This window comes from uncultured Pseudacidovorax sp. (assembly GCF_913773995.1).
Lineage (GTDB): Bacteria > Pseudomonadota > Gammaproteobacteria > Burkholderiales > Burkholderiaceae_C > Xenophilus.
In genome coordinates, this window is the sequence record NZ_CAJYES010000061.1 from 1 (window position 1) to 26,192 (window position 26,192).

At 69.4% G+C, this 26,192-nt stretch carries 19 protein-coding genes, 2 tRNA genes and 1 pseudogene; 6 read left to right on the top strand and 16 right to left on the bottom strand.

Going from position 1 to position 26,192, the window contains the following annotated elements; translation table 11 throughout:
* Positions 1–4,485 (bottom strand): LamG domain-containing protein (locus tag QZ772_RS05350; protein WP_295523801.1); only part of this gene is annotated, 4,485 nt, incomplete at its 3' end.
* Positions 4,486–4,893: 408 nt separating this feature from the next.
* Between QZ772_RS05350 and QZ772_RS05355 the strand changes: the two genes are divergently transcribed.
* Entirely contained in the window at positions 4,894–5,586 is a 693-nt protein-coding gene (locus tag QZ772_RS05355; RefSeq protein ID WP_295523804.1) for a response regulator transcription factor, read from the top strand.
* A 23-nt stretch (positions 5,587–5,609) separates the two neighbouring features.
* Here the strand turns inward: QZ772_RS05355 and QZ772_RS05360 are convergent, their stop codons facing one another.
* A complete protein-coding gene (locus QZ772_RS05360; RefSeq protein WP_295523806.1) occupies positions 5,610–7,397 on the bottom strand; it encodes an ATP-binding protein in 1,788 nt (595 codons plus the stop codon).
* A 527-nt stretch (positions 7,398–7,924) separates the two neighbouring features.
* Positions 7,925–8,000: transfer RNA gene (locus tag QZ772_RS05365), tRNA-Asn, on the bottom strand.
* A gap of 178 nt (positions 8,001–8,178) precedes the next feature.
* On the opposite strand from QZ772_RS05365, the pseudogene QZ772_RS05370 reads away from it, so the two are divergent.
* A pseudogene (locus QZ772_RS05370) lies at positions 8,179–8,814 on the top strand (SOS response-associated peptidase family protein); the annotation flags it as partial.
* 111 nt (positions 8,815–8,925) lie between these two features.
* Complete coding sequence (locus QZ772_RS05375) at positions 8,926–9,912, top strand: two-component system response regulator (RefSeq protein ID WP_295523831.1); 987 nt, start codon at positions 8,926–8,928, stop codon at positions 9,910–9,912.
* A gap of 3 nt (positions 9,913–9,915) precedes the next feature.
* Here the strand turns inward: QZ772_RS05375 and phoR are convergent, their stop codons facing one another.
* The 7 genes from phoR to pstS form a co-directional block, all read right to left on the bottom strand.
* On the bottom strand, positions 9,916–11,274 hold the full coding sequence (gene phoR / locus QZ772_RS05380; RefSeq protein ID WP_295523808.1) for a phosphate regulon sensor histidine kinase PhoR: 1,359 nt from the start codon (positions 11,272–11,274) through the stop codon (positions 9,916–9,918).
* 116 nt (positions 11,275–11,390) lie between these two features.
* The gene (gene phoB, locus QZ772_RS05385; RefSeq protein WP_295523809.1) at positions 11,391–12,083 is read right to left on the bottom strand and encodes a phosphate regulon transcriptional regulator PhoB; all 693 of its coding nucleotides are present in this window, start codon (positions 12,081–12,083) and stop codon (positions 11,391–11,393) included.
* A gap of 178 nt (positions 12,084–12,261) precedes the next feature.
* Complete coding sequence (gene phoU, locus QZ772_RS05390; RefSeq protein WP_295523811.1) at positions 12,262–12,963, bottom strand: phosphate signaling complex protein PhoU; 702 nt, start codon at positions 12,961–12,963, stop codon at positions 12,262–12,264.
* Between the two features lie 20 nt (positions 12,964–12,983).
* Positions 12,984–13,763, bottom strand: coding sequence for a phosphate ABC transporter ATP-binding protein PstB (gene pstB / locus QZ772_RS05395; protein ID WP_295523813.1), 780 nt, complete (start codon positions 13,761–13,763; stop codon positions 12,984–12,986).
* Positions 13,764–13,782: 19 nt separating this feature from the next.
* A complete protein-coding gene (gene pstA / locus QZ772_RS05400; RefSeq protein ID WP_295523833.1) occupies positions 13,783–14,649 on the bottom strand; it encodes a phosphate ABC transporter permease PstA in 867 nt (288 codons plus the stop codon).
* Between the two features lie 32 nt (positions 14,650–14,681).
* Entirely contained in the window at positions 14,682–15,605 is a 924-nt protein-coding gene (gene pstC / locus QZ772_RS05405; RefSeq protein WP_294371819.1) for a phosphate ABC transporter permease subunit PstC, read from the bottom strand.
* A 219-nt stretch (positions 15,606–15,824) separates the two neighbouring features.
* A complete protein-coding gene (gene pstS, locus QZ772_RS05410) occupies positions 15,825–16,862 on the bottom strand; it encodes a phosphate ABC transporter substrate-binding protein PstS (RefSeq protein ID WP_295523815.1) in 1,038 nt (345 codons plus the stop codon).
* Positions 16,863–17,081: 219 nt separating this feature from the next.
* Between pstS and QZ772_RS05415 the strand changes: the two genes are divergently transcribed.
* Positions 17,082–18,599, top strand: a complete 1,518-nt coding sequence (locus QZ772_RS05415) for a Ppx/GppA phosphatase family protein (RefSeq protein ID WP_295523817.1) — start codon at positions 17,082–17,084, stop codon at positions 18,597–18,599.
* Between the two features lie 146 nt (positions 18,600–18,745).
* Here the strand turns inward: QZ772_RS05415 and QZ772_RS05420 are convergent, their stop codons facing one another.
* The 3 genes from QZ772_RS05420 to QZ772_RS05430 form a co-directional block, all read right to left on the bottom strand.
* A complete protein-coding gene (locus tag QZ772_RS05420; protein ID WP_295523819.1) occupies positions 18,746–19,207 on the bottom strand; it encodes a histidine phosphatase family protein in 462 nt (153 codons plus the stop codon).
* Between the two features lie 33 nt (positions 19,208–19,240).
* The gene (gene ppk1, locus QZ772_RS05425) at positions 19,241–21,379 is read right to left on the bottom strand and encodes a polyphosphate kinase 1 (protein WP_295523821.1); all 2,139 of its coding nucleotides are present in this window, start codon (positions 21,377–21,379) and stop codon (positions 19,241–19,243) included.
* A 97-nt stretch (positions 21,380–21,476) separates the two neighbouring features.
* Positions 21,477–22,301 (bottom strand): GNAT family N-acyltransferase, encoded by an 825-nt coding sequence (locus tag QZ772_RS05430; protein ID WP_295523823.1) that lies wholly within the window; start codon positions 22,299–22,301, stop codon positions 21,477–21,479.
* A gap of 162 nt (positions 22,302–22,463) precedes the next feature.
* Here QZ772_RS05430 and QZ772_RS05435 point away from each other — a divergent pair, with 162 nt between their 5' ends.
* Positions 22,464–23,156, top strand: a complete 693-nt coding sequence (locus QZ772_RS05435; RefSeq protein ID WP_295523836.1) for a glutathione S-transferase C-terminal domain-containing protein — start codon at positions 22,464–22,466, stop codon at positions 23,154–23,156.
* 14 nt (positions 23,157–23,170) lie between these two features.
* Positions 23,171–23,247: transfer RNA gene (locus tag QZ772_RS05440), tRNA-Pro, on the top strand.
* A 44-nt stretch (positions 23,248–23,291) separates the two neighbouring features.
* On the opposite strand, the gene QZ772_RS05445 is transcribed toward QZ772_RS05440, so the two are convergent.
* The 3 genes from QZ772_RS05445 to QZ772_RS05455 all read right to left on the bottom strand — a co-directional run.
* On the bottom strand, positions 23,292–23,867 hold the full coding sequence (locus QZ772_RS05445; RefSeq protein WP_295523825.1) for a MarR family transcriptional regulator: 576 nt from the start codon (positions 23,865–23,867) through the stop codon (positions 23,292–23,294).
* Positions 23,868–24,100: 233 nt separating this feature from the next.
* A complete protein-coding gene (locus tag QZ772_RS05450) occupies positions 24,101–24,829 on the bottom strand; it encodes an SDR family NAD(P)-dependent oxidoreductase (protein ID WP_295523827.1) in 729 nt (242 codons plus the stop codon).
* A gap of 59 nt (positions 24,830–24,888) precedes the next feature.
* The coding region (locus tag QZ772_RS05455; RefSeq protein ID WP_295523829.1) for an AMP-binding protein at positions 24,889–26,192 on the bottom strand (1,304 nt) is incomplete at its 5' end.

Consider the following 26,192-nt stretch of genomic DNA (forward strand, 5'->3'; position numbering starts at 1 on the left):
CCAGACGGTGTTGCCATAGGGGTCGATCAGTCGCCAGGTCGTGTTGCCGTCGCTGTTGGTCAGCAGGTCCAGGAACAGGCGGTCGCCGGCCTGCGCGTCGAAGCGCCAGGCCTGGGCCGCGGCGCCGGGGCTGCGGCTGCCGTCCACGGCCACACCGGACTGCAGTTCGCCCGCCTGCGCCAGGTCCATCAGGCGGAAGCGGTAGTCGCCGATGGCCGCGCCCGAGCCGTCGACCGTGAGGGTGTAGGTGCCCGCCGCCAGCGACATGACGCCCGGCCCGTAGTACCAGTCGCTGCCGTTGAAACCGGTGCTGCCCACCACGTCGCCGCGCGGGCCCTTGAGCGACCAGCGCAGGCTGCCGTCGTTGGTGCGGCTGTCGAAATAGGCCAGCGTGTCGGCGGTGATCTCGATGGTGTAGATGTCGCGCTCGCCCAGTTGCTCGATGCGGCCGGCCACGGCCTCGCCCAGCCCGACCGTGGCCGTGTCGTCGGCCACGGGCAGGACGTTGAAGCCGAAGGCCGCCGTGCCCGTCTGGCTGGAATAGCCGTCCACGATCAGCGTGTAGCGGCCGGCCAGCGCCAGGGTGGTGACGTCCACGTCGTTGCGCAGGTCGGTCGGGCCCCACACGGTGCGGCCGTAGGGGTCGACCAACCGCCAGTTGTCGTTGTAGTCGCCTGCCTGGGCGTCGAAGTAGAAGCGCTGGCCGGCCTGCGCGTCGAAGGCCAGCAGCACCGCGCCCGACGCCGGGTCGCGCTGGCCGCTGTAGGCGGTGCCGGGCACGACCGACTGCGCCGAGGCCAGGTCCAGCAGGCGGAAGGCGAAATCGCCGGTGCCCGCGCCGCCGCCACCGTCGACCACCAGCCGGTAGTCGCCCGCGGGAAGGTCGAACACGCCGGGGCCGTAGTAGCCGTCGCCGTAGTCGAAGTTCTGGTCCGTGAGCACTTCGCCGGTGCCGCTCAGCAGGCGCCAGCGCAGGCCCGAGCCGGCCAGGGCGTCGAGGTACATCTGGTGCTCGCCGTCCAGGCTGAATTCGTAGATGCGACGTTCGCCGGGCGCAGCGATGCGTCCGTCCACGCGCTGGCCCGGCACCAGGGCGGCGGTCTGGTCGCGCGCGGCATGCAAGGCGAACTGCACGCTGCCGGAGGCCCCGCCTTCCGCGTAGTAGCCCTCGATGGCGAGGGTGTAGCGGCCGGTGGCGGTCAGCGCGATGTCACCGGTGTCGTAGTAGGTGTAGCCGTAGGCGCGCACCACATGGCCGAGCGGATCGAACAGCCGCCAGTAGGCGCCCACCGTGCCGTTCTGCGCATCGAAGAACAGCCGGTCGCCGGCGGCGGCGTCGAAGGCGTAGAGCGCCGTGGCATTGGCAGGCGCCAGGGTGGCGGTGACGCTGTCGCCCAGCGTCAGCGACTGGGCCTGGGCCACGTCCAGCAACCGGAAGGCGAAGTCGCCCGTGGCGCCGCTGCCGGACACGCGCACGCGATAGGTGCCCGGCAACACCAGCGCCAGTCCCTCCTCGGCGCCGGCGTAGTAGGAGTCGCTGCTGCCGAAGTCGCGCGAGGGCGACTCCTGGCCGCGCGGGCCGTCGAGCTGCCAGCGGAAGGCGCCGTTCTGGCTGAGCCCATCGAAGAGCAGCCGCACGGGCGCATCGATGGTGAAGACGAAATCGCGCACATCGCCCGGGCTGGCCAGGTTGCCGGTGACGGTGCCGCCCAGGTCGATGGCCTGGCCGGTGAGCGGCTCGGGCGGCGTGTTGCCCTGTGTCACCAGTTGGAAGGCATAGGTCGCCGGGTCGGTCGCATAGGACGGGCCGTCGGTCAGCAGCACGTAGCGGCCGGTGGCCTGCAGCGTGAGGTCCTGCGTGTAGAAGCCTGCCGGGCCGAACACGGGCCGGCCGCTCGGGTCGATCAGCCACCAGTTGGGGGCGACCCCGGTGGTGCTCAGCGGCGTGAAGCGCACGAGGTCGCCCGCCTGGGCGTCGAAGGCGTAGCGCTGCAGCTGGGTGCCCTGATCGAGGTTGGCGAAACCCTTGCCCTGCGCGTCCAGCGCGGTCGCCTCGGCCAGGTCGAGCAACACGAAGTCGAAGCGACCCGCGGTGTCGCCGTCGCCATCGATGGTCAGCACGTAGTCGCCCGGCGCCAGGTTCAGCACCTGGGGCCCGTCGTCGCGCAGCGAGCGCGGCGCCATCACCGTGCCGGCCGCGCTGTCCACGCGCCAGCGGAAGGCGCCCGAATCGGCACCGATGCCGTCCAGCACGAAGGTGCCGGAGCGCTCGACATGCAGGGTGAAGCGCTGCTTCTGCCCGGGCATGAAGAGGCCGCCGCTCATGCGCCCACCGGGCGACAGGGCGCGCTCCTCGTCGACCACCTTGCGCACGGCGAAGGTGCCGCGGCTCGTGCCGCTGGCCCAGGAACGGCCTTCGAGCAGCAGCGTATAGACACCGGCCACGCCCAGCTCCGACGTCTGCACGTCCTGCCAGAAAGCCGTAGGCCCGAAGATGAGCCGGCCCAGCGGATCGATCAGGCGCCACACGAAGTCGGTGCCGGAGCGGCCGAGACTGTCGAAGAAAAAGCGCTCGCCCTCGCGGGCCTGGAACTGGAAGGCCTGCGTCTGCCGGGACGTGCCCAGGACGGCCTCGACCTCGGTGTCGAGGGCAACGACGCTGGCCTCGGACAGCGGCAGCAGGCGGAAGGCGAAGTCCTGCGCGCCGTCGTTGACGCTGCGCACCCGCAGCGTGTAGTCACCCGCCGGCAGCGCGAGCACGCCAGGGCCCTGGTCGGCATCGCTGCTGTCGAAGCGGCGGTCGGTCACCACCTCGCCCCGCGGGCCGCTGAGGCTCCAGCGCAGGTTGCCGTTGCCGCTCAGGCTGTCGAAGTACAGGCGCTGTGCGTTGGCGAGCGTGAAGCGGTATTCGACGACCTGCCCCGGCGCCTCGAAGCGCCGCGCCACAGCGCCTTCCACCGCGGCGACGAGGCTGGCCTGCGGCGCACCTGCCGCGGCCACGGTGTTGATCAGGGTGTTGCCGTCCTCCTCGGCAAAGCGCAGGTTCAGCACGAGGCCGGCCTGCGTGCCATCGAGCGCAGCGGCCATGGTGGCGACGATGTCCTCGTTGCTGCGCGCCACCGACCAGACGCGCACGTCGTGCACCGCCCCCACCAGGCCGCCGTACGAGCTGTCGTCCTCCACCGGGTAACCGAGGGTCAGTGGCTGGGCGCTGCTGTCGATGGCGTCACCGCTGCGCACGTCGCTGCTGGCGCTTTCCACGCCGTCGACCAGCACGCGCATGCTGCCGGCGTTGCGGTCGATCACGGCGGCGATGTGGTGCCAGGTGCCGGTGTCGATCAGCCCGCCCTGCGTGGTGGCCACCTGCTCGCTGCCGTCGAAGGTGCTCAGGTGCACCGCGCCGTCGTTGCGCAGCCAGAGCGAATAGGTGCGCTCGCCGATGGCGCCGGTGCCTTTGTGGATCAGCGGTGTCCAGGTGGCGTCGAAGCGGTCGACCCGGACCCAGGCCTCCATGGTGACCGTGCGCCGCAAGTCCAGCGAGGGATCGACATCGGCGCGCACCTGCTGCAGGCCGTTGAGCTGCAGGGCGCTGCCCGTGTCGACTGCGATGCGGCGGGCCTCCATGCCCTGGGGCTCGCCGGGCACCAGGGGCTGCTCCTTCGCGTCCTGCACGGCATGGAGCTGGAAGCGGTAGTCGATCGGCGTGGACTGCCAGGTTCGGCCCTCGACCAGCAGGGTGTAGTTGCCGTCGTAGGGCAGCTCGACGCGGCCGAGATCGTCGCCGAGGGAGCGCACGTTGCCCAGGTTGCGGCCGAAGGGGTCGATCAGCCGCCAGCTGGCGTCGCCACCGCTCATGGCCTGCATGTCGAGGTACACCGACTGGCCTGCAGTGGCGGCGAAGGAGAAGGCGTCGGTTTCGTTGCCCGGGTCGAGCCGGCCACTGGCCTGTTGCCCGAGGGTGAGCGGCGTCGCGTTGGCCAGGTTGAGCAGCCGGAAGGCATAGGCCCCGGTGGTGTCGCCCACGCCGCGCACCGACAGCGTGTAGTCGCCCGGCCGCAGGTTCATGGCGACGTCGCCGCCCACGTCGTAGGAATCGCTGTTGGTGAAGCCCCGGTCGTCCACCAGGTTGCCCGCCGGGCCCTGCAGCGTCCAGCGCATGTTGCCGTTGGACGTCAGCGAGTCGAAGACGATGCGCACGTCCTGCGCGACGGTGAAGCTGTAGCGGTCGACCTCGCCCGCCACATCCAGGTTGCCGTCGACCCGCGGCACCACGGGATCGGCCGCCAGCAGCACCCGCGGCTCGAAGGATTCGAAGGTGGGCCGGGGCAGCGCTGCGCCGCCCGCTCGCGGCGCGCGCCGCACGGCCAGGGCCTGACGAATGCGCTCGGTGAGCGTCCGCAATGTCGGCACCGGCTGCGCCGATACCGCGGTGCCTTGCTCACGACGATTGCTGGGTTGGCCTTTGCCCTTGACACGCGTATCCATGGATTTCCCCCGACTCCTGCAAAGGTGGGAAGGCCCCGGGCAACGCGCCCACCGGCCATGCCCCATGCATTTCCACCTTCTGGCCCCGACGGTCCACGTGACCGCCTGGGTGCAACGACTCCAGCCAGGAATTTTTTACGTTTGTTTGTTTTTCTGGCACTGGCCGGATGTCCACACCTTGGCGAGGCCAAGATCAGGACACGATGTTTGCGTTTCGTATCGATCCTGCCCTCCTACAAATTCGGGAGGCAGGCCATGCGGCCAGTCCTACGCCGGACGGCCAAGACGAATGGCCGTGCCGCCATCGCCTTCGCGTGGCGCGGCGAGGGATTGCCGAGCGCCCCTTCCTCGTCTACCTTCCGCCCATCCTCTGTCGCCCTGCGCCCGCCGACCCCGGGCTGTCTGCCTGTGCGTGTGCTGCTCATCGACGACCATCCGCTGTTTGCCCAGGGCATGACCTTCCTGCTGGCGGAGCTGGCGCCCGACGTCGACTGCGTCACGGCCCGTTCGGTGAACGAAGCGCTGGGCCTGGGTGGGCCCTTCGACCTGGTACTGCTCGACTTCAACCTGCCCGGCCCGACCGGGCTGGACGCACTGGCGCAGGTCCGCGCCTGCTTCGAGGAGGTCCCTACCGTGCTGCTCTCGGGCGAGGAAGGGACGGAGTCGATCCGCGCGGCCATCGATGCCGGCGCCATGGGCTACGTGCCCAAGTCCTCCACGCCCGCCGTGCTGCTGGCAGCGCTGCGTCTGGTGCTGGCCGGCGGCTGCTACCTGCCGCCGCAGCTGCTGCCGGGCCTGTGGCCCGAGTCGCCGGCGGCGCCCGCGCCCAGCCTGCGCCCGGCGGCGGCACCGACGGATGCCGCCACCGCAGGCTGGGGCGACCGGCTGGGCCTGACCGAGCGCCAGCTGACGGTGCTGTTCAAGGCGATCCAGGGCAAGTCGAACAAGGTCATCGCCCGCGAGACGAATCTGGCCGAGGGCACCGTCAAGGCGCACCTGTCGACGGCCTTCCGGGTGCTGGGCGCACGCAACCGGACCGAGGCGGTGTTCCGCGCCGCGCAGTTGGGCGTGAGCGTGGGCGGGGACATCGGTCGCCGCTGAGGCGCCGACGCGGGTGCGGCGCTTCAGCGCCCGGTGCGCGCGGCGGCGGCCTCGTCGAGCAGCGCCTTCAGGGCGGCCAGCGCGAGCGGCTTGTGCAGCAGGCGCACGCCCGCGTCCTCGGCCTCGCGCAGCCGGTCGGGGGCGATGTCCCCGCTGACCAGCGCCACCGGCAGCGCAGGCCAGCGCCGGCGTGCCTCGGCCAGGACCTGCAGGCCGCTGGCGCCGCCGCCCAGCCGAAAGTCCGCCAGCACCAGGTCGGGCGCCTGCGTGTCCATCGCGTTCGCGGCCTCGTCCGGGTCGGCCGCCGAGCGGCAGTCGCAACCCAGTTCGCCCAGCAGCAGGCAGGTGCTGGCGCGCACGTCCTTCTCGTCGTCCACCACCAGCACATGCAGCGCCTGCGAGGCCGGCCGCTGGCGCTCGACCGGCGCGGCCGGCTCCGGCGCGGGTGCGGCCGGCGCCACCGCGGGCAGGCGCAGCACGAAGCAGCTGCCCTGGCCGGGTGAGGACTGCAGGGACAGGTCGATGTCCAGCAACGCCACCAGCCGGGCCACGATCGACAGGCCCAGCCCGAGGCCCCTGGAGCGGTCACGTTCGTCGTTGCCGACCTGGAAGAACTCCTGGAACACCTGTGCGTGATGCTCGGGGGCAATGCCGATGCCGGTGTCCACGACCCGCAGCTCGATGCGTTCCGGGTTGGCGGCGGCCTCGGCCTCGATGCGGACCTCGCCACCGCGGGGCGTGAACTTGTGCGCGTTGCCGACCAGGTTGCGCAGCACGCGCTGCAGCAGCGCCGCGTCGGTGCGCACGGCGGCGTCCTCGGGCAAGCGCCCGTGGAGCTTCACGACGATGCCCGCGTCACGGGCAGCGGCCTGGACCTCGTCGAAGTAGCGCTCCAGCAGCGGCCTGAGCGGCGCCGGCCCCATCTGCGCCCGCACCACGCCGGCATCGAGCCGCGAGACATCCAGCAGCCCATCGAGCTGGGCATTGAGGGATTCGCTCACCTGCGCCATCAGGGTGGCGATGGCGCGGCTGCGTTCGTCCAGCGGCCGCAGCACCAGCGTGGCCGCCAGCATCGACAGCGTGTGCAGGGGCTGCCGCAGATCGTGGCTGGCGGAGGCCAGGAAGCGGGTCTTCGACTGGCCGGCCTCGCGCTCCCGCGCCAGCGCCTCCTGGAGCCGCGCGTTGAGTTCGCGCTCGCGCAGCCGCACCGCATGGGCATCCAGCAGGGTCTGGTAGCTGTTGCGCGCTACCATGCCCAGGATGCCCATGAACAGCAGGATGAGCACGCCGATGGCGCGGTCGATGAAGCCGCTGGCGCCGGCCGCCGATGGCGAGAGCAGCCAGGCCACGACGAGGCCGCCGAGCACCGGGATGCAATAGGCGCTGCACAGCCTGGGATGACCGCTGCAGCTGGCCACCGTGCCGGTGCTCAGCCCCATGAGGATGATCGACAGGTAGGCCCGCGCGGTTTCGCCGAGCCACGGGAAGCCCAGCACCGGCAGCACCTGCAGCCCACCCGCCACGAGCCCATAGGCCACGAAAAGGCGCAGCTTGCCGGACAGCGGCAGCACGTCCATGGCCGCCGCGCGCAGGGCATGTCGCCGCAGCAGCAGGTGTGCGGCCACCAGCACGCACCACACGCTGACGATGGCCGGCGGCAGCTCTTCCCACACGGCCACGGCGATCAGCACATTGGCCACCACCAGCACCAGCAGGCGCGCGGCGCTGTCGAGCACGCGGCGCACCACTTCGGAATCCGCCGCGGTCTGGGCGTCGGTCGACGGAAGCTGCGGCAAAGGGACGGTTGACAAGGGGGGTGGCGGTCAGAAAGCGGTAGGGATCATATCGGCCGACCACCGCTGCACGGCTGTGGCAATCCGGCCTCTTTCCAGGCAGTTCCGCCTGCGCCGCCCTTCGAACACCGATGACCACTTCGCCCTCCGCGTGCGCGCCGGCACCGCCCATGAGCTTCACCTGCGCCCGGATCTTCTGGCTCAAGCTGGGCTCCATCCGCTTCGACGACGCCTATGCCGTGCTGCCCCTGTCTACCAGGCCGCCGTGGAGCACGACCAGTGGCTCTCGGGCCCACAGATCGACGGCCTGGCCCTGGGCGAGACCACTTCGGGCCGCTTGATCAAAGTGGGGGGGTGATGCAGGTGCTGGCGCTGAGCGCGATGGCAGGGCTGGGGAATCAGATGCCGGGAGGAACGAGGGCTCCCGTAAGCCCTCTGAGCCGGCGGCCGAGGCATCTACACTCCGCAACCCGCGCAAGAAAGCAAAAAGCCCGCACTGGGCGGGCTTTCTGAGCGGCTTGGTGACAACCACCAAGTGCTTCGTTTGGCTCCCCGACCTGGGCTCGAACCAGGGACCTACGGATTAACAGTCCGGCGCTCTACCGACTGAGCTATCGGGGAAGGAAGCCTTAGAGTATAGCGACGGTTTTCAGCCCCCACAGAGAAACCAATCATTTAAGTCGGATATCGATTCCCGTCGCCGAGTGGCCGGCGGAGCGCGTCGCCGTCATGGGCCCCGAGCGGCGCGATGCGTCTTGGCTGACAGACCACTCCCGTCAAACGCTTATGCTCAATAGCGATGATCTCCCGATACGCTCCCGCTCAAGATCGCCACTGGGATGTGCTTTCGCGCGATCTTCGACAGAGCACGCCGCTGGAGATCCCGGCGGCCCCTGCGGACGAGGTGCTGCCCGGCGGCCAGGGCGCCTTCATTCACAAGCAGGCGGGCGGGCCGGTGGTCGGTACAGGTCGTTGGGGCCTGGTTGTGGCGGATGGCCGGCGTGGGGGCATGGAGGCGGCACTGCGCCTGCGAACCGCCCTCGTCCGTGACGATGAGGTGCGCAAGGGCCCCTACGCCAACGCCTGGAGCCGGGACCAGCTCTGCGTGGTGCCGGCCGCCGCCCTCTACGTCCAGGATTTCCGGGTCGACCCCCGCGCCCCGCAATTCGCACGCATCAGCCGTCGCGACGGCCATGCGCTGTGCATGGCCGGCCTGTGGAGCAGCTGGCTGGACGACAACGGCGTGCGACAGCTGAGCTTCGCCCTGTTCACCATCAATGCGGACGACCACCCGCTGATGGCGCGCTACGGCGCGATCGGCCAGGAGCACCGGATGCCTGTGCTGCTGCCGCGTGGCCTGGTCCGGGCCTGGCTGGAAGCCCGTGGCCGAGAGCGCCATGAGTTCTTCCGCCCACTGCCCGCCGAGCAACTCGTGGGCGAGGCTGTCGCGCCTCAGACGCCAGAGCTGGCGGCCCCCCCGGCCGCCGCTGCGGCATCGCCGCCCGATGCAGCGGCGCCAGCCGACGCAGCGGCATCGGCCGCAGCGCTGCGGCGCCCGCGGCCCTGCCTGCTGCTGGTGGACGACGAACCCTCCAACCTGCAGGTGCTGCGCCTGGCGCTGCAGGCCGACTACCGCCTGGTGTTCGCCACCGATGGACGGCGTGCGCTTCAGCTCGCGCGCGAGCACCGGCCCGACCTGATCCTGCTCGACATCATGATGCCGGAGCTCGACGGCTACGCGGTCTGCCGCATCCTGCAGGAGGACCCGGCGACCGACCGCATTCCGGTGATCTTCTGCACTGCCCGCGCCGACAGTCAGGGCGAAGCCCTGGGCCTCGAGGCCGGGGCGGTCGACTACATCACCAAGCCGCTCTACCCACCGGTGGTGCGCGCCCGCGTGCGCACGCATCTGTCGCTGGTGCGCGCCGAGGAGCTGCATCACACCCGACTGCAGATCGTTCAGCGGCTCAGCCGCGCCGCCGAGTACCGCGACAACGAGACCGGCATGCACGTCATCCGCATGAGCCACTATGCGCGGGAGCTGGCGCTGGCGGCCGGCAGCACGCAGGAATGGGCCGACGATCTGCTGAATGCCGCGCCCATGCACGACGTCGGCAAGATCGGCATTCCCGATGCACTGCTGCGCAAGGCGGGCCCGCTGGACAGCCGTGAGTGGGACGTCATGCGGCGCCATCCCCTCATCGGCGCCGAGATCATCGGCAACGACAGCTCCGACATCCTCACCATGGCGCGCGCCATCGCGCTGTCGCACCACGAGAAATGGGACGGCACCGGCTACCCGCACGGCCTCCGCGGCGAGGCGATCCCGCTGGAGGCCCGCATCGTGGCCATCGCCGACGTCTTCGACGCCTTGACCTCGCGCCGCCCCTACAAGGAGCCCTGGACGACCGAACGCGCGCTGGAATACATCCGCAACGAGTCCGGCCGGCATTTCGATCCCACGCTCGTCACGCTGTTTCTGTCGATCGCACCCCGGTTGGCCGAGGTGCGCCAGCGCTGGCCGGTCGACTGAGGCTCAGGCGGCGGGCGCGGACGCCGAAGCCGCCAGGCGCGCTCTCACCTCGCGCACGCGGGTGGCCGGGAAGGTGATGGAAAAACGCGAGCCCTTGCCCACCTCGCTCTCGATGCGCAGTTGCGCGCCATGTCGCTGCGCGATGTGCTTGACGATGGCAAGCCCCAGGCCCGTGCCGCCCGTCTCGCGCGAGCGGCTGCGGTCGATGCGGTAGAAGCGCTCGGTCAGCCGCGGAATGTGCTCGGCGGCCACACCCGGGCCGATGTCGCGCACCATGAATTCGCCACGGCCGTCGGACAGCAGGCGCCAGGTGACGACCACCTCACCGCCGCCGGGCGTGTAGCGTACCGCATTGGTCACGAGGTTGGACATGGCGCTCTGGAGCTCGGTCGGCACGCCGGAGACCTCCGAATCGGCCTCGAGCGCGAAGAACAGCTTGTGCGGCTGCGAGGCGATGCGCCCCGAGAGGCCGCGCGCCTCGTCCTCGCAATGGGCCATCAACGCCCGCATGCGCGTCCACTGGTTGACCGGCGGCGCCGCACTGCCTTCGAGGCGCGACAGCGTGAGCAGGTCGGCCACCAGCGTGCCCATGCGCTGGGCCTGCTGGCCCATTAGGCCCAGGTAGCGCGCCCGCTCGTCGGCGTCCAGCGGCAGTGTCTGCAACGTCTCGACGAAGCCGGTGAGCACGGTCAGGGGCGTGCGGATCTCGTGCGACACGTTGGCGACGAAGTCGCGCCGCATCTCCTCGGCCTTTTCGAGCGCCGTGATATCGCGCGTGAGCAGCATCCGGCGGTTGCCCGCGTAGGGATGCGCCTGCACCGACAGCCGCATCGGCTGTCCGGAGGCGGAGCGCGACGCCACCGGCGCGTCGATGACCACCTCACGGCTGTAGTTCCACGACGCCAGGTAGCCGATAAAGGCGGGATCGCGCACCAGGTTGGCGATGAGCTGCTGCAGGTCGCGTTCCACATCCAGCCCCAGGTGGACGCCGGCGGTCTGGTTGCACCATTCGATGCGGCCTTCCTCATCCACCAGCACCACGCCGTTGGGCGAGGCCTGGATGGCGGCGAGGAACTCCTGCAGACGCTGCTCGGCCTGCTGGGTCTGCTGCTCGCGCAGGCGCAGCGCCCGCCGTATGCGGTCCGACAGCTCGCCCCACAGGCCGAAGCGGCCGGGCGGCAGCCCCAGCGCATCGTTGCGCATCGCCTGGATCAGGCGGTGGGCCCGCAGCATGTCGAGCACCAGCCAGCCCAGCGCGCCCGCCCAGGCCCCGACCCAGACCAGGCGCCATCCCATCAGGAAACCCGCAGCGGCGGCGCCTGCGGCGGACAGGCAGACAAAGGCGGCTAGACGACCGGGCATGGCCATGGATTATCGGCAGGCACCGTCTCGGCGGGCCCGCGGGCAAAGTCGCGCACAGATGGAAGGAAGGAAGACGGGCGGCGGCCGGCGCATCCGGCGGCCCGCCTCCAGGCCGATCAGACGGTCGCCTGGACGGTGAAGCGGTAGCCGGCGCCACGCACGGTCTCGACCATGCTTGCGGCGGCGCCCAGCGACTCGCGCAGGCGCTTGACGTGGACGTCCACCGTGCGCTCTTCGATGAAGACGTGGTCGCCCCATACCTTGTCGAGCAGCTGCGAGCGGCTGTGCACGCGCTCGGCGTTCTGCATCAGGTAGGCCAGCAGCTTGAATTCGGTCGGGCCCATCTTGAGGGCGGAGCCCTGCCAGGTCACGCGATGGGTCGCGGTGTCCAGCACCAGCTCGCCCGCTTCCAGCCGCTCGACCACGGCCTCGGGCGCGCGGCGGCGCAGCACGGCGCGGATGCGGGCCAGCATCTCCTGCGTGGAGAAGGGCTTGGTGATGTAGTCGTCGGCGCCGGCGTCCAGGCCGGCCACCTTGTCGGGCTCGTCGCCGCGGGCGGTGAGCATCAGGATCGGCACCTGCTTCGTGCGGGCGTCGCGGCGCCACTGCCGCGCCAATTGCAAGCCGCTCTGGCCCGGCAGCATCCAGTCCAGCAGGATCATGTCGGGCAGCACCGCATCGATCTCGCGCTGTGCGCTCACGCCGTCCTCGGCCCAGATGGGCTCGAAGCCGTTGTGCCGCAGGTTCACCGCCAGCAGCTCGGCGATGGAGGACTCGTCCTCCACGATCAGTACACGAGGTTTCTTCATGTTGTTTGTCCAGGTCCGCGGCTGAGTACCTAACGCCAGAACGCGACGACCAGCCCCGGTTCCGGAGGCCGCGGAGCAGGCCACGCCAGGGCACCCGCGGAACTGGCTTTGCCAGGCCGCCGGGTGCGCCCCCCTGCGGGGGGTTGGCGAAGCGCGAAGCGCGCAGCCTGGGGGGCCCTCACTTCAACGCGCTCTCGATGTCCTGCATCGAAGTGTGCCGCACGTCCTCACCCTTGACGATGTAGATGATGAACTCGGCGATGTTCTTCGCATGGTCGCCGATGCGCTCGATGGCCTTGGCCAGGAACAGCAGGTCCAGGCTGGGCGAGATGGTGCGCGGGTCTTCCATCATGTAGGTGACCAGCTTGCGCACGAAGCCGTCGAACTCGGCATCGATGAGGTCGTCCTCCTTGAGGATCGACAGTGCACCGGCGGTGTCGAGCCGCGCGAAGGCGTCCAGCGCCTTGCGCAGCAGGCCCGAGGCCAGGTCGGCGGCGATGCGCAGCTCGGAGCAAGGCAGCGCACGGGCCGAGCCGCTCTCGATGATCGACTTGACCATGCGGGCGATCTTGTTCGCCTCGTCACCCACGCGCTCCAGGTTGGCCGTGGTCTTGGAGATGGCGATCAAGAGGCGCAGGTCGCGCGCCGTCGGCTGGCGGCGGGCAATGATGGACGAGAGCTCGCGGTCGATCTCGATCTCCATCGCGTTGACGCGCGGCTCGGTCTCGATCACGCGCTCGGCGGCGTCGGTGTCGAACTGCAGCAGCGCATAGACGGCCTGGCGGATCTGGGACTCGACCATGCCGCCGAGTTCCATGACGCGCGAGGACACGCCGTTGAGTTCGCTGTCGAACTGGGTGGAAAGATGCTTGTCAGCCATCGCTGTGTCTCCCTGCGGCATCAGCCGAAGCGGCCGGTGATGTAGTCCTCGGTCTCCTTGCGCTGGGGCTTGAAGAACATCTGCTCGGTCGCGCCGAACTCGATGAGGTCCCCCAGGTACATGTAGGCCGTGTAGTCGCTGCAGCGGGCCGCCTGCTGCATGTTGTGGGTCACGATGACCACGGTGTATTCGTCCTTGAGCTCGGCGATCAGCTCTTCGATCTTGGCGGTGGAGATCGGGTCCAGCGCCGAGCAGGGCTCGTCCAGCAGTAGCACTTCGGGCTTGATGGCGATGCCGCGGGCGATGCACAGGCGCTGCTGCTGACCGCCGGAGAGGCCCGAGCCGCTCTGGTGCAGCTTGTCGCGCACCTCGGTCCACAGGGCGGCCTTCTTGAGCGCCCATTCGACGCGGTCGTCCATGTCGGAGGCGGACAGGTTCTCGAACAGCTTCACGCCGAAGGCGATGTTGTCGTAGATCGACATCGGGAAGGGCGTGGGCTTCTGGAAGACCATGCCGACCTTGGCACGCACCAGGGCGACGTCCTGCTTGGAGGTCAGCAGGTTCTCGCCGTCCAGCTCGATGGCACCTTCGGCGCGCTGCTCGGGGTAGAGCTCGAACATGCGGTTGAAAGTGCGCAGCAGCGTGGACTTGCCGCAGCCCGAAGGACCGATGAAGGCGGTGACCTTGTTCTCGGGGATGTCGAGGTTGATGCCCTTGAGCGCGTGGAACTTGCCGTAATAGAAGTTCAGGTCCTTGACGGCGATCTTGGAGCGCGGGGGGGTGGAGACGGTAGCAACCATGGCTTGGCTCTTCTCGGTATCAGTTTTTGCCGCGTGTGAGCACGCGGGCCAGGATGTTGAGGGCGAGGACGGCGACGGTGATCAGGAACACGCCGGCCCAGGCCAGCTGCTGCCAGTTCTCGTACGGGCTCATCGCGAACTTGAAGATGGTGACGGGCAGGCTGGCCATCGGCTGCGTGACGTCGGCCGTCCAGAACTGGTTGTTCAGCGCGGTGAACAGCAGCGGTGCGGTCTCGCCGGCGATGCGGGCCACGGCCAGCAGGATGCCGGTCACGACGCCGGCACGGGCCGCACGCAGCGTAATCGAGAGGATCACCTTCCACTTGGGCGTGCCCAGGGCGTAGGCCGCCTCGCGCAGGCCCGGGGGCACCAGCTGCAGCATGTTCTCGGTGGTGCGGATCACCACCGGGATGGTGATCAGCGCCAGCGCGATCGAACCGGCCAGGCCCGAGAAGGACTTGAACTGGGCCACCACCAGTGAGTAGACGAACAGGCCGATCACGATCGACGGCGCCGACAGCAGGATGTCGTTGACGAAGCGGATCACCGACGACAGCCAGCCATGCGGGTTGTATTCCGCCAGGTAGATGCCGGCCATGATGCCGATGGGCGTGCCGACGAAGGTGGCCACGCCGACCATCACCAGCGAGCCGAAGATGGCGTTCAGGATGCCGCCGGCCTCGTTGGGCGGGGGCGTCATCTCGGTGAAGGTGGCCAGGGACAGGCCGCCGATGCCGAGGTACAGCGTCTGCCAGAGGATCCAGATCAGCCAGAACACGCCGAAGGCCATGGCGGCCAGCGACAGGGCCAGGGCCACCTGGTTGATGCGCGCGCGGCGGGCGTACTTGGCCTCGCGGGTGCGGGCCAGGGCCTGGGCGGCCAGCAGTTGCTGGGAGGTACTGGTGGGGCTGGGGGTGCTCACGAACGGGCTCCTTCGCTCTTCTTCATGCGGGCCAGCAGCAGCTTGGAGAGCGACAGCACGACGAAGGTGATGAAGAACAGGACCAGGCCCAGGTACATCAGCGCGGCCTGGTGAAGACCGGCGCCGGCTTCGGCGAATTCGTTGGCCAGCGCGGAGGTGATGCTGTTGGCCGCCTGGAACAGGGACAGCGAATCGAGCTGGTTCATGTTGCCGATGACGAAGGTCACGGCCATGGTCTCGCCCAACGCACGGCCCAGGCCGAGCATGATGCCGCCGACCACGCCGGCCTTGGTGTAGGGCAGTACGACCTTGCTCACCACCTCCCAGGTGGTGGCGCCCAGGCCATAGGCCGACTCCTTCAGCATCGGCGGCGTGACCTCGAACACGTCACGCATCACCGAGGCAATGAAGGGAATGATCATGATGGCCAGGATGATGCCGGCCGACAGAATGCCGATGCCCACGGGCGGGCCGGCCACCAGCGCGCCCAGCACGGGCACGCCGGTCAGCAGCTTCTGCAGCGGCTGCTGCACATAGGTGGCCAGGATGGGGCCAAAGACGAGCAGGCCCCACATGCCGTACACGATGGAGGGCACGGCGGCCAGCAACTCGATGGCCGTACCCAGCGGGCGCTTGAGCCAGCTGGGCGAGAGTTCGGTGAGGAAAAGCGCGATGCCGAAGCTCACCGGCACCGCGATCAGCAGGGCAATGATGGAGGTCGCCAGCGTGCCGTAGATCATCACCAGGCCGCCGAACTCCTCCTGCACCGGGTCCCAGACGCTGCTGGTCAGAAAGCCCAGGCCGTACTTGGCGATGGCCGGCCAGGCGCCGATGACGAGCGAGACGAGGATGCCGATCAAGAGTGCGAGCGTCAGCAGCGCGGCGCCCTTGGCGGCCCAGCCGAAGAGCAGATCGGCCATCGGACCGGAGCGGGCGCGCTTGACCGGCGGCGGCACCGCGGGGCGGGTGCGTTCGGCCGGCGCTTCGAGCCCCCGGCCGTCGGCAGTGAGAGTGGATGACACGGTGTGAACCTCCTGCGGGCGCGCATCGACCCGCACCGTCGACTCGGCAGCGATGCGGGTCATGCGGCTCCCTGTTCCTGGTTTGTCTTAGTTATGGAATCCCGAGGGGGGCCGGGGTCAGTGCGAGGCGACGACCTTGCCCGAGCCGTCCTTGATGCCTTCCCACGACTTGCGGATCGTGGCCTTCACGGCGTCGGGCATGGGCACGTAGTCGAGGTCGTCGGCGGTCTTGTCGCCGTTCTTGTAGGCCCAGTCGAAGAACTTGAGCACGGTGGTGCCCTGGGCCGGCTTGTCCTGCTGCTTGTGCATCAGGATGAAGGTGGCACCGGTGATAGGCCACGAGCCGTCGCCGGGCTGGTTGGTCAGCACCTGATAGAAGCTCTTGTTCCAGTCGGCGCCGGCGGCGGCGGCCTTGAAGGCGGTGTCTTCGGGCGAGACGAACTTGCCGGCCGCGTTCTGCAGCAGGGCGTAGGTCATCTTGTTCTGCTTGACGTAGGCGTACTCGACATAGCCGATCGAGTTGGGCAGGCGGCTCACGAAGGCCGCGACGCCCTCGTTGCCCTTGCCGCCGGCGCCGGTGGGCCAGTTCACGGCGGTGCCTTCACCGACCTTGTCCTTCCACTCGGCGTTCACCTTCGACAGGTAGTTGGTGAACAGGAAGCTGGTGCCGGAGCCATCGGCGCGGCGCACCGGCGCAATGGCGGCGTCGGGCAGGTTCAGCGAAGGGTTCAGGGCCTTGATGGCGGGATCGTTCCACTTGGCGATCTTGCCCAGGTAGATGTCGCCCAGCACCTGGCCGCTCAGCTTGAGCTCGCCGGCCTTGATGCCCTGGATGTTCACGACCGGGATCACGCCACCGATCACGGTGGGGAATTGCAGCAGGCCCTTGGACTCCAGCTCGGCGTCCTTCAGCGGCGCGTCGGAGGCGCCGAAGTCGACGGTCTTGGCCTCGATCTGCTTGATGCCGGCGCCGGAACCGACCGACTGGTAGTTGATCTTGATGCCGGTGGCCTTGTTGAAATCGGAGGCCCACTTGGCATACAGCGGCGCCGGGAAGCTGGCGCCGGCGCCGGTGGCTTCCTGGGCGAAGGCGGGCACATGTGCGAAAGCGGCGAGGGTCAGGCCTGCGGCGGCAATTTGAAACACGGACTTCATGGTCTTCCTTTCCGAAGGGGTCACCACCCCCGGGTCCGGGGGTCTGCCGCGGACTGTAGAAATGCCATATGACAGCGATGTGACACGCGATCTCCGAGGGAAATGAACTCTTCGGCGGTCTGGAACACCATGACACTGTCATCAATTCGTCATGCGGCCGGCGGACGATCGCCAGCCTGCCGCCGCTACCATCGGGGCCGACTTTTCCCTCCTTGATGTATGCAGAACGGAACGCGCCTGGCCGCCATTGATCTCGGCTCCAACAGTTTTCGCCTGGAGATCGGCCGCGTGGACCACGGGCAGATCCAGCGCGCCGAATACTTCAAGGAGACGGTACGCCTGGGCAACGGCCTGGACAGCGCGCGCAACCTGACCTACGAAGCCATGCAGCGCGGCTGGGATGCCCTGGCCCGCTTCGGCGAGCGGCTGGCCGGCTTCGAGCGCCCCCAGGTGCGTGCCGTGGCCACGCAGACGCTGCGCGAGGCGCGCAACCGCGAGGAATTCCTGCTGCGGGCCCGCACCGTGCTGGGCTTCGGCATCGACGTCATTCCCGGCCGTGAGGAAGCCCGCCTGATCTACCAGGGCGTCGCGCACCTGCTGCCGCGCAACGAAGTGGCCGACAGCGAGCGCCGGCTGGTGGTGGACATCGGCGGGCGCTCCACCGAGATGATCATCGGCTCGGGCCTGCAGGCGCAGACCACCGAGTCGTACCGGGTGGGCAGCGTCGCCTGGTCGATGAAGCATTTTCCGGACGGTCAGTTCTCGGCCAGCGCCTTCCGCGTGGCCGAGATCGCCGCCAAGGCCGTGATGGACGACGCCCTGAACAACTACACGCGCGACCAGTGGGACACGGCCTATGGCGCCTCGGGCACCATCGGCGCCGTCGGTGATCTGGTGGCGGCGGCCGGCGGACGTGCCGGCGTGGTCACGCGCACCGACCTGGACTGGCTGCTGGACCGCCTGCTCAAGGCCGGCAGCGCCGACCGCCTGCGCCTGGACGGCCTGCGCGAAGACCGCAAGCCGGTGATCGGTGGCGGCCTGGCCGTGCTTCGGGCACTGTTCGACCTGCTTTCCATCGACGAGATGCGCGTGGCCCAGGGCGCCCTGCGCCACGGTGTGCTGTACGAACTGCTGGAGCGCGACGACGGCGTGGCCGACCTGCGCGACAGCACGGTGGCCCGGCTGGCGCACCGCTTCGACGCCGACGCGGCCCAGGCGCGGCGGGTGGGCGACGCGGCCGCGGCACTGTTCGTGCAGCTGGTGCCCGAGGCCAGTGGCGGCGCCAGCGCCAGCCGCGCAGGGCGGGCGCTGCGCAAGCTGCGCTGGGCGGCCCAGCTGCACGAGATCGGCATGCACATCTCGCACAGCGACTACCACAAGCACGGCGCCTACATCCTCGACAACGTGGACGTGCCCGGCTTCGCGGTCAACGAGACCCATGCCCTGAGCCAGCTGGTGCTCGGCCACCGGGGCAAGCTGCGCAAGGTCGAAGCCTCGATGGCCGACGAGACCTTCGCTGCCCAGCTGCTGGCCCTGCGGCTGGCGGTGATCCTCTGCCACGCGCGGCGCGATCCGGAGGCCGATGCGCTGGCCGTGGAACTGTCAGGCGCCCGCGGCTTTGCGGTGCGGGCGCGCAAGGACTGGGCGGAGCGCTACCCCCAGTCGGCGCACCTGCTGCGCGAAGAAGTGCTGGCCTGGCAGAAGACGAGCTGGCTGCTCGCGCTGCACCTCGACTGAAAACGCGCGCCGGGGTCGTCGCAGGGTCGCCCAGTCGCCCAGGGCCTTTCAGGGCCTTTCAGGGCCTTTCAGGGCCGTTCAACGCGGCTCGATCCACCAAACCCCGTTCGGGCTGAGCCTGTCGAAGCCAGGGTGCAAGATGACGGTCAAAGCAGCTCCGGCGCCTGCACCGTGACCATCACCGTCTGCTCCTCGCCATCGCGCTCGCGCGTGCGCAGCCACCACACCGAACCCTTGCGCACGGCGCAACTGTCCTGCTGAAGGCCCAGCAGACGCGCCACGGCCTGGCCCAGGGCCGGCTGGTGGCCCACCAGCACGATCACCGACTTGCCATGCGGCCAACCGGCCGCCGTCAGCAGTTCATCGCCGGTCGCATGCGGGGCGATCTCCTCGCGCAGCTTGTATTTGCGGCCCAGCGCCAGCACGGTCTGCTCGCAGCGGCGCGCCGGGCTGCAGAGGATGCGCGTGCCCTCGGGCAACTGCCGATCCAGCCACGCCGCCATGCGCTTGGCCTGCTTCTCGCCGCGCGGCGTGAGCGAGCGGGCCAGGTCGTCGCAGCCCTCGTGCCAGTCTTCGGCTTCGGCGTGGCGCCAGAGGATCAGGTCCATGGTCTTGTCTTTCCCTTGAGAGCGGCGGGCCGCTCAGCCGCCCGGACTGCGGCCCCGGAAGGCATAGCGCCCCATCAGCGCGGCCTGCGCTCCATGCGCCTCGATGGCGCGTGAGGCGCCGGGCTCGCCCGCATGCAGATTGCGAACCACGGGCTGGTAGCGGCCGTCCGCCTCCAGCTCCCAGGCATCGCAGCCGTCGTGCAGGTAGGCCACCAGGCATTCGTCGATCAGCCGCTGGCGCAGCACCGGATGCGTGACGGGCCAGGCCACCTCCACCCGCCGCATCATGTTGCGATTCATCCAGTCGGCACTGGAGAGATACAGGCTCTCGTCCTCGTCCACGCGGAAGTAGAAAACCCGCGAATGCTCCAGGAAGCGGCCGATGATCGAACGCACGCGGATGTTGTCGCTCACGCCCGGCACCTGCGCCGGCAGCATGCAGGCCCCCCGCACGATGAGGTCGATCTTCACGCCCCGGCTGCCCGCACGCAGCAGCGCGGCGATCAGCGCCTCGTCGGTCAGCGCATTCATCTTGGCGACGATGCGGGTGGTCTTGCCCTCGGCCGCCGCCTCGGCCAGGGCGTCGATGCGGGCCACCAGGTTCTTGTGCAGGTCGAAGGGCGCCACCCACAGCCGGTGCAGCCTGGGCAGCCGGCTCTGGCCGGCCAGATGCACGAAGAGCGCATCCATGTCGGCCGTGAGCTGCGGGTCGGCCGTCAGGTGGCTGATGTCGGTGTACAGCCGCGCCGTGCGCGGGTTGTAGTTGCCGGTCGAGAGATGACCGTAGCGGCGGATGTGGCGGCCTTCGCGGCGCGTGACCAACAGCATCTTGGCGTGGGTCTTGAGGCCCACCACGCCGTACACCACCTGCGCGCCGATGGATTCGAGCACCTCGGCCCAGTTGATGTTGGCCTCTTCGTCGAAGCGGGCCTTGAGCTCCACCACGGCCATCACTTCCTTGCCGCGGCGCACAGCCTCGCGCAGCAGGTCCATCAGCACCGAGTCGGAGCCGGTGCGGTAGATGGTCTGCTTGATGGCCAGCACTTGCGGATCGGCCACCGCCTCGCGCAGGAATTCGATGACGCCGTCGAAGCTCTCGAAGGGCTGGTGGATCAGCACATCGCTGCGCTGCAGCCGGTCGAAGAAGGACTGGCCGGTCGACAGGTTGATCGGGTAGGAGGCCTGGTACGGCGTGAAGCGCAGGTCCTTGAAGCGCGGCTCGTCGATCAGGTCGACCATCTGCGAGAAGCGCGCCAGGTTCACCGGCCCCGGCACGCGGTAGAGCGCGCCCTGCGGCAGGTTGAACTGCGCCAGCAGGAAGCTCCAGAGCGACTCGTCGCAGTCGGCCGACACTTCCAGCCGCACGGCCTGGCCGAAGTTGCGGTGCTGCAGGCCCTGGCGCAGGGCGGTGCGCAGGTTCTTGACGTCTTCCTCATCCACGGCCAGGTCGGAATGGCGCGTGACGCGGAACTGCGAGAACTGCCCCACCTCCCGCCCCGGGAACATCGCATGCAGATGCGCACGGACGATGCTCGACAGCGCGACCACCAGCGTCTTGCCTTCGGACACCTTGGCCGGCATGCGGATCAGCCGCGGCAGCACGCGCGGCACCTTCAGGATGGCGATGGGGTTCTCGCGGCCGAAGGCGTCCTTGCCCGCGAGCTTGACGATGAAGTTGAGCGACTTGTTGGCCACCTGCGGGAAGGGGTGGGCCGGGTCCAGCGCCACCGGGATCAGCAGAGGCCGCACCTCACGCTCGAAGTATTCCTGCACCCACTTGCGCTGCGCCGCGTTGCGCTTGCCATGGGAGATGACGTGGATGCCATGCTCGGCGAAGGCCGGCAGCAGCTCGTCGTTGTAGAGCTGGTACTGGCGCGCCACCAGCGAATGCGCCGCAGCCGACAAGGCATCGAAAGATTCGGCGGTGTAGGGCCCGGTGCCCTGCCCTTCCAGACAGGCGCGCACATGCGGCTCGGCCCGCACCTCGAAGAACTCATCGAGGTTGGACGAGACGATGCACAGGTAGCGCAGCCGCTCCAGCAGCGGCACCTCGGGACGTTCCGCCCAGTTCAGGACACGCCGGTTGAAGGCGAGGATGCTGTGGTCGCGGTCCAGCAGGGGCGCTGTGGCCGGCACGAGCGGCGCCGGCACAGACTCATCGGAAAAAGGCATGACGTCGGGGTCGAGGGACAGAGGCAAGACTGTCATCCGATTGTCATGTTTGAATGTGACGCCGTCATGACACTGTCATGTGGCGCGTCGCTCCCTCTCAGTCGCCGAGGAAGTGCCGGCGATAGCGGGGTGGCAGGTCGGCCAGGCGCATCATCATCGGCAGGTCGGCGGTGTTGAAGTCCGGGTCCCAGGCCGGGGCGCCCAGCACCTTGGCGCCCAAGCGCAGATAGCCCTTGATGAGCGCAGGGGGCTCCACGTCCAGCGAGCCGTCGAGCTGGTCGACCGGCAGCGGCAGACGCGGCTGCACGTGGTACTGGATGGGCGCCATGTGCGTGACCGACACTTGACGCCAGATGCTGGCCGCCGCATCGCCCCCATGCACGCCGTTCTGCAGCATCGGGATGCTGGCGCAGCCGATCATGGTGTCGAGCCGGTTGCGGTGCATGAAGGCGGCCAGCGCACCCCAGAGGGCCAGGATCACGCCGCCCTGGCGGTGGTCCGGGTGCACGCAGCTGCGTCCCAGCTCGACCATGCGCTCACGCAGGGCCCGCAGACGGGTCAAATCGAATTCGGTGTCGCTGTAGGTGCCGCCGACGCGGCGCGCCTGGGCCGGCGTGAGCACGCGGTAGGTGCCCACCACTTCGCCGCCAGGCTCCGCGCGCACCAGCAGGTGTTCGCAGAAGTCGTCGAACAGGTCCACGTCGTGGCCCGGCAGCGGCGTGGGCAGCCGCGCGCCCATCTCTTCCACGAAGACACGGTAGCGCAGGCGCTGGGCCTCGCGCACTTCGTCCTGGTGACGCGCCCAGGCGGCCGTCACGCCGCCGGCCACGGTGGGCTGGGGCAGCTGCGGCGACTGGGGCCACAAGGTCTCGCGCAGACCAAGGCGGGACAGTGCGAGGGTGGGCGTCGGCAGGTCTTTCATGAGCGGCTTTGGTCTTTTCGGATTGCCGCGCAGTCTGTGCCGCGCCGATGAAGCTCGCATGTCGAAGCCGTGGCAATTGCATGACGGTCTGCACGGGTGGCCGAGCGGCGCTATCCTGCGGCCCGCCTGCCACGGAACCCTCTGCCCATGACCCAACAACCTGTGATCGACGTCTATTCCTGGCCCACGCCCAACGGCCACAAGGTCCACATCATGCTGGAGGAGACCGGGCTGCCCTACCGGGCGCACGCGGTCGACATCGGCCAGGGCGACCAGTTCGCGCCCGAATTCCTGGCCATCAGCCCCAACAACAAGATCCCGGCGATCACCGACCCCGTGGGGCCGGACGGCCAACCGATCTCGCTCTTCGAGTCGGGCGCCATCCTGGTCTACCTGGCGGCCAAGACCGGCCAGTTGCTGCCCCAAGGTGACCGCGCCCGCTTCGAGGTGCTGCAGTGGCTGATGTTCCAGATGGGCGGCGTCGGCCCCATGCTGGGCCAGGCCCACCACTTCCGCATGTATGCGCCCGAGAAGCTGCCCTATGCCATCGAGCGCTACACCAATGAGGCGAAGCGGCTGTATGGCGTCATCGACCGGCGGCTGGAGAAGAGCGCCTTCGTCGGCGGGTCCGAATACTCGATTGCCGACATCGCCATCTTCCCGTGGCTGCGCAGCTGGCAGAACCAGGGCGTGGAGATGGACGATTACCCGGCCCTCAAGGCCTGGTTCGACGGCATCGCGGCGCGTCCGGCGGTGCAGCGGGGCGTGCAGGTGCTGGCCGATCGCCGCAAGCCGATCACCGACGACAAGTCGCGCGAGATGCTGTTCGGCAAGACCCAGTATCAGAAGCGCTAGAATGGCGGGCTTGTCGGAACGTAGCGCAGCCTGGTAGCGCATCTGCTTTGGGAGCAGAGGGTCGCGAGTTCGAATCCCGCCGTTCCGACCAATCCATGCGAATGCCCGCAGTGACTTCGGCCACTGCGGGCATTTTCATTTGCGCGGCTTGCGCGCTGCGCGCTTCTCAGACCCCGCCCCGCCTTCCGCCTCGGCGGGCTTCTGCACCAGGTGAACCCGCAGGCGGCCCAGGTGCTCGTACAGGGCTTCCTTGCTGCCTGCGGGCAGGCCCTGGAACATGGCAATCAGCCATTTCTCGTGCTCGGCCGCCATGGCGGCGAAGTCCGTGCGCCCCTTGTCGGTGAGGCACACGCGCCAGGACCGGCGGTCTTCGGGGTCGTCGATGCGTTCGACCAGGCCCTCTTTCACCAGTTGATCGGTCAGGCCCGTCACATTGCCGCCGGTCACCATCAGGTAGCGCGACAGCACGTTCATCCGCAGCCCCTCCGGATAGCGGTCGAGCTGGGCCAGATAGTCGAAGCGCGGCAGCGTGGTGCCGAAACGGGTGCGCAACTGCTGGCGGATCTGCTGCTCGATCTGCGTGCTGCAGGCCAGGAGGCGCAGCCAGATCTTGGTGTCCAGGTGGTCGTCGGCCTGGGCGCGGGCCTCCAGACCGATGTGCTCGTCGCCCAGCGACTCGACCAGGCGGAAATGCTTGGAATGGGTGGCCATTCGGGTGTCCTGTTGTTGTGTCTTCACTCACGCTCGTGGGTCCCCAAGCGCCCCAACACGCCCGAACCCGTCGGCCAGCGCACGCCGGCTCCCTGCCGCCGAGCATAGCCGCCAGGTCCGCCTTCGGCTGTCGGCGCCGGGCGCGCGGTTGACCTCGCGCGGGGCGGGCCAGCTCCCGGCTGCGCGGCGGTCGGTCGCAGGCGAAAGAAGACCGTGTGCCACGAGATCAGCCATCAGCGCATCAGCCGCCCGCCATTGATGTCCAGCGTGGCGCCCGTGATGAAAGCCCCCGCGTCCGAGGCCAGAAAGACCGCCGCTGCAGCGACCTCCTCGGGCTTGCCGAAACGGCCGAGCGGAATGGCGCTCAGCAGTCCTTCCTGCCGGCCGGCCGCCAAGGCCTCCAGCGCAGGGCTGCGGATGGCGGCCGGCGCGATGGCGTTGACCGTGATCCCGTCGGCCGCCAGCTCCGTGGCGAAGCCCCGCGTGAGCGCCAGGATGCCGGCCTTGGAGGCGGCGTAATGAACGCCCGTCGCGGCGCTCGCCTGCTGTCCGGCGAGCGAGGCCAGGTTGATGATCCGTCCCCCCTGGCCGCGGGCGCGCATGTGGGCACCCAGCGCCCGGCAGCCCAGGAAGCAGCCGCGCAGGTTGACGGCCATGAGGGCATCCCATTCTTCGATGCCGATGTCCCACAGCGCAGTGGAGGCCGTGCGGGCCGCGTTGTTGACCAGCACGTCGACGAAGCCCCACGCGTCGCAGCCGGCCTGCAGCATCTGATGCCAGCCGGGCTCGGTGGAGACGTCAGCCACCACCGCGCCGGCCGCCAGGCCGCCGGCGGCGAAGCGCTCGGCCACCCCGTGCACGGCAGGCTGCGCATCGGCCAGCACCAGCCGCGCGCCGGCCTCGCCGAGGGCCCGCGCGATGGCCAGGCCCAGGCCCTGGGCCGCACCAGTGACCAGAGCCACGCGGCCGGCAAGCACTGGACCGGCTGTGACGGCAAGGGTGTCAGGAACCGCTGCCATGCTCAGGCCCGACGGGCACGCACCTGCGGCGGCCGCTCCCAGGCGGTGGACGTGACGCCGCGCTCGCGCAGCTTGTACTTCTGCACCTTGCCGTTCTCGGTGCGCGGCAGGTCGTCCACGATGTCGAACCAGCGCGGCACCGCGAAATACGGCAGGCGCGCCTCGCACCATTCGGCCAGCTCCTGCGGTGCCGGGGCGTGGCCCTCGCGCAGGATCAGCGCGGCCATCACCTCGTCTTCGGCCAGCTCGGAGCGCACGGGATACACCGCCACGGTGGCCACGGCCGGATGGCTCTGCAGCACCTGCTCGACCTCGAAGGAAGAGATGTTCTCGCCCCGGCGGCGGATCGCGTCCTTGATGCGGTCCACGAAGCGCAGGGCGCCGTCGGCCTCGCGCACCACGCGATCGCCGGTGTGGAACCACAGGTTGCGCCAGGCCTCGACGGTCTTGTCGGGCATGTTGAAGTAGCCGCTGGCGAAGGCATGCGGCTCATGTGCGCGCAGCAGCAGCTCGCCGGCCTGGCCGTCGGGCAGTTCGGCATCGTGCTCGTCGGCCACGCGGGCCTCGAAGCCGGGCAGCACCCAGCCCATGACGCCGCCGCGCGGCGAGTCGGACGCGGTGGCGATGACGAAGTTGGTCTCGGTGGAGCCATAGCCTTCGAGCAGGCGCACGCCGGTGCGTGCCGCGAAGGCCTCACCCGCCGCACCCGGCACGCCCGGGCCCAGGCCGATGCGCACGCGGTGCTCACGTTCGGCGGCGCCTTCCGGCTGCGCCAGCAGGATCGGCACCATGGCGCCCAGCAGGTAGACCACGGTGGCGCCGCAGGTCCGCATGGCCGGCCAGAAGCCCGAGGCGGAGAAGCGGCCCTCGAACACCACCTCGGCGCCCGACAGACAGGCCTGGGCGAAGGTGTTGAGCGCATTGATGTGGAACAGCGGCAGCGTGGTGCACAGCACGTCGTCGGCGCGCACGCCCAGCACGCGCAGGCTGTTGACGCCCCACCAGTAGTACTGCGCATGCGGGCACAGCACGCCTTTCGAGGGGCCGGTGGTGCCGGAGGTGTAGAGGATGGCCAGCGTGTCGGCGGGGCCCACCTCGGCGGCGGCGACCTCCTCCCCGGCCGCCGGCCAGGGCTCGACCACCAGGCCCGGCACGTCGAGGTCGGGCATGCCGCCCTCGCCTTCCAGCACCCAGATCCGTCGCAACGCGGTGCAGGCCAGATCGGCCGTGGCCAGGCGCGGCAGGTACTGCGCCTCGATGACCAGCAGCTTCGCCTGGCTGTTGGCCAGGAAGTACTCGATCTGCG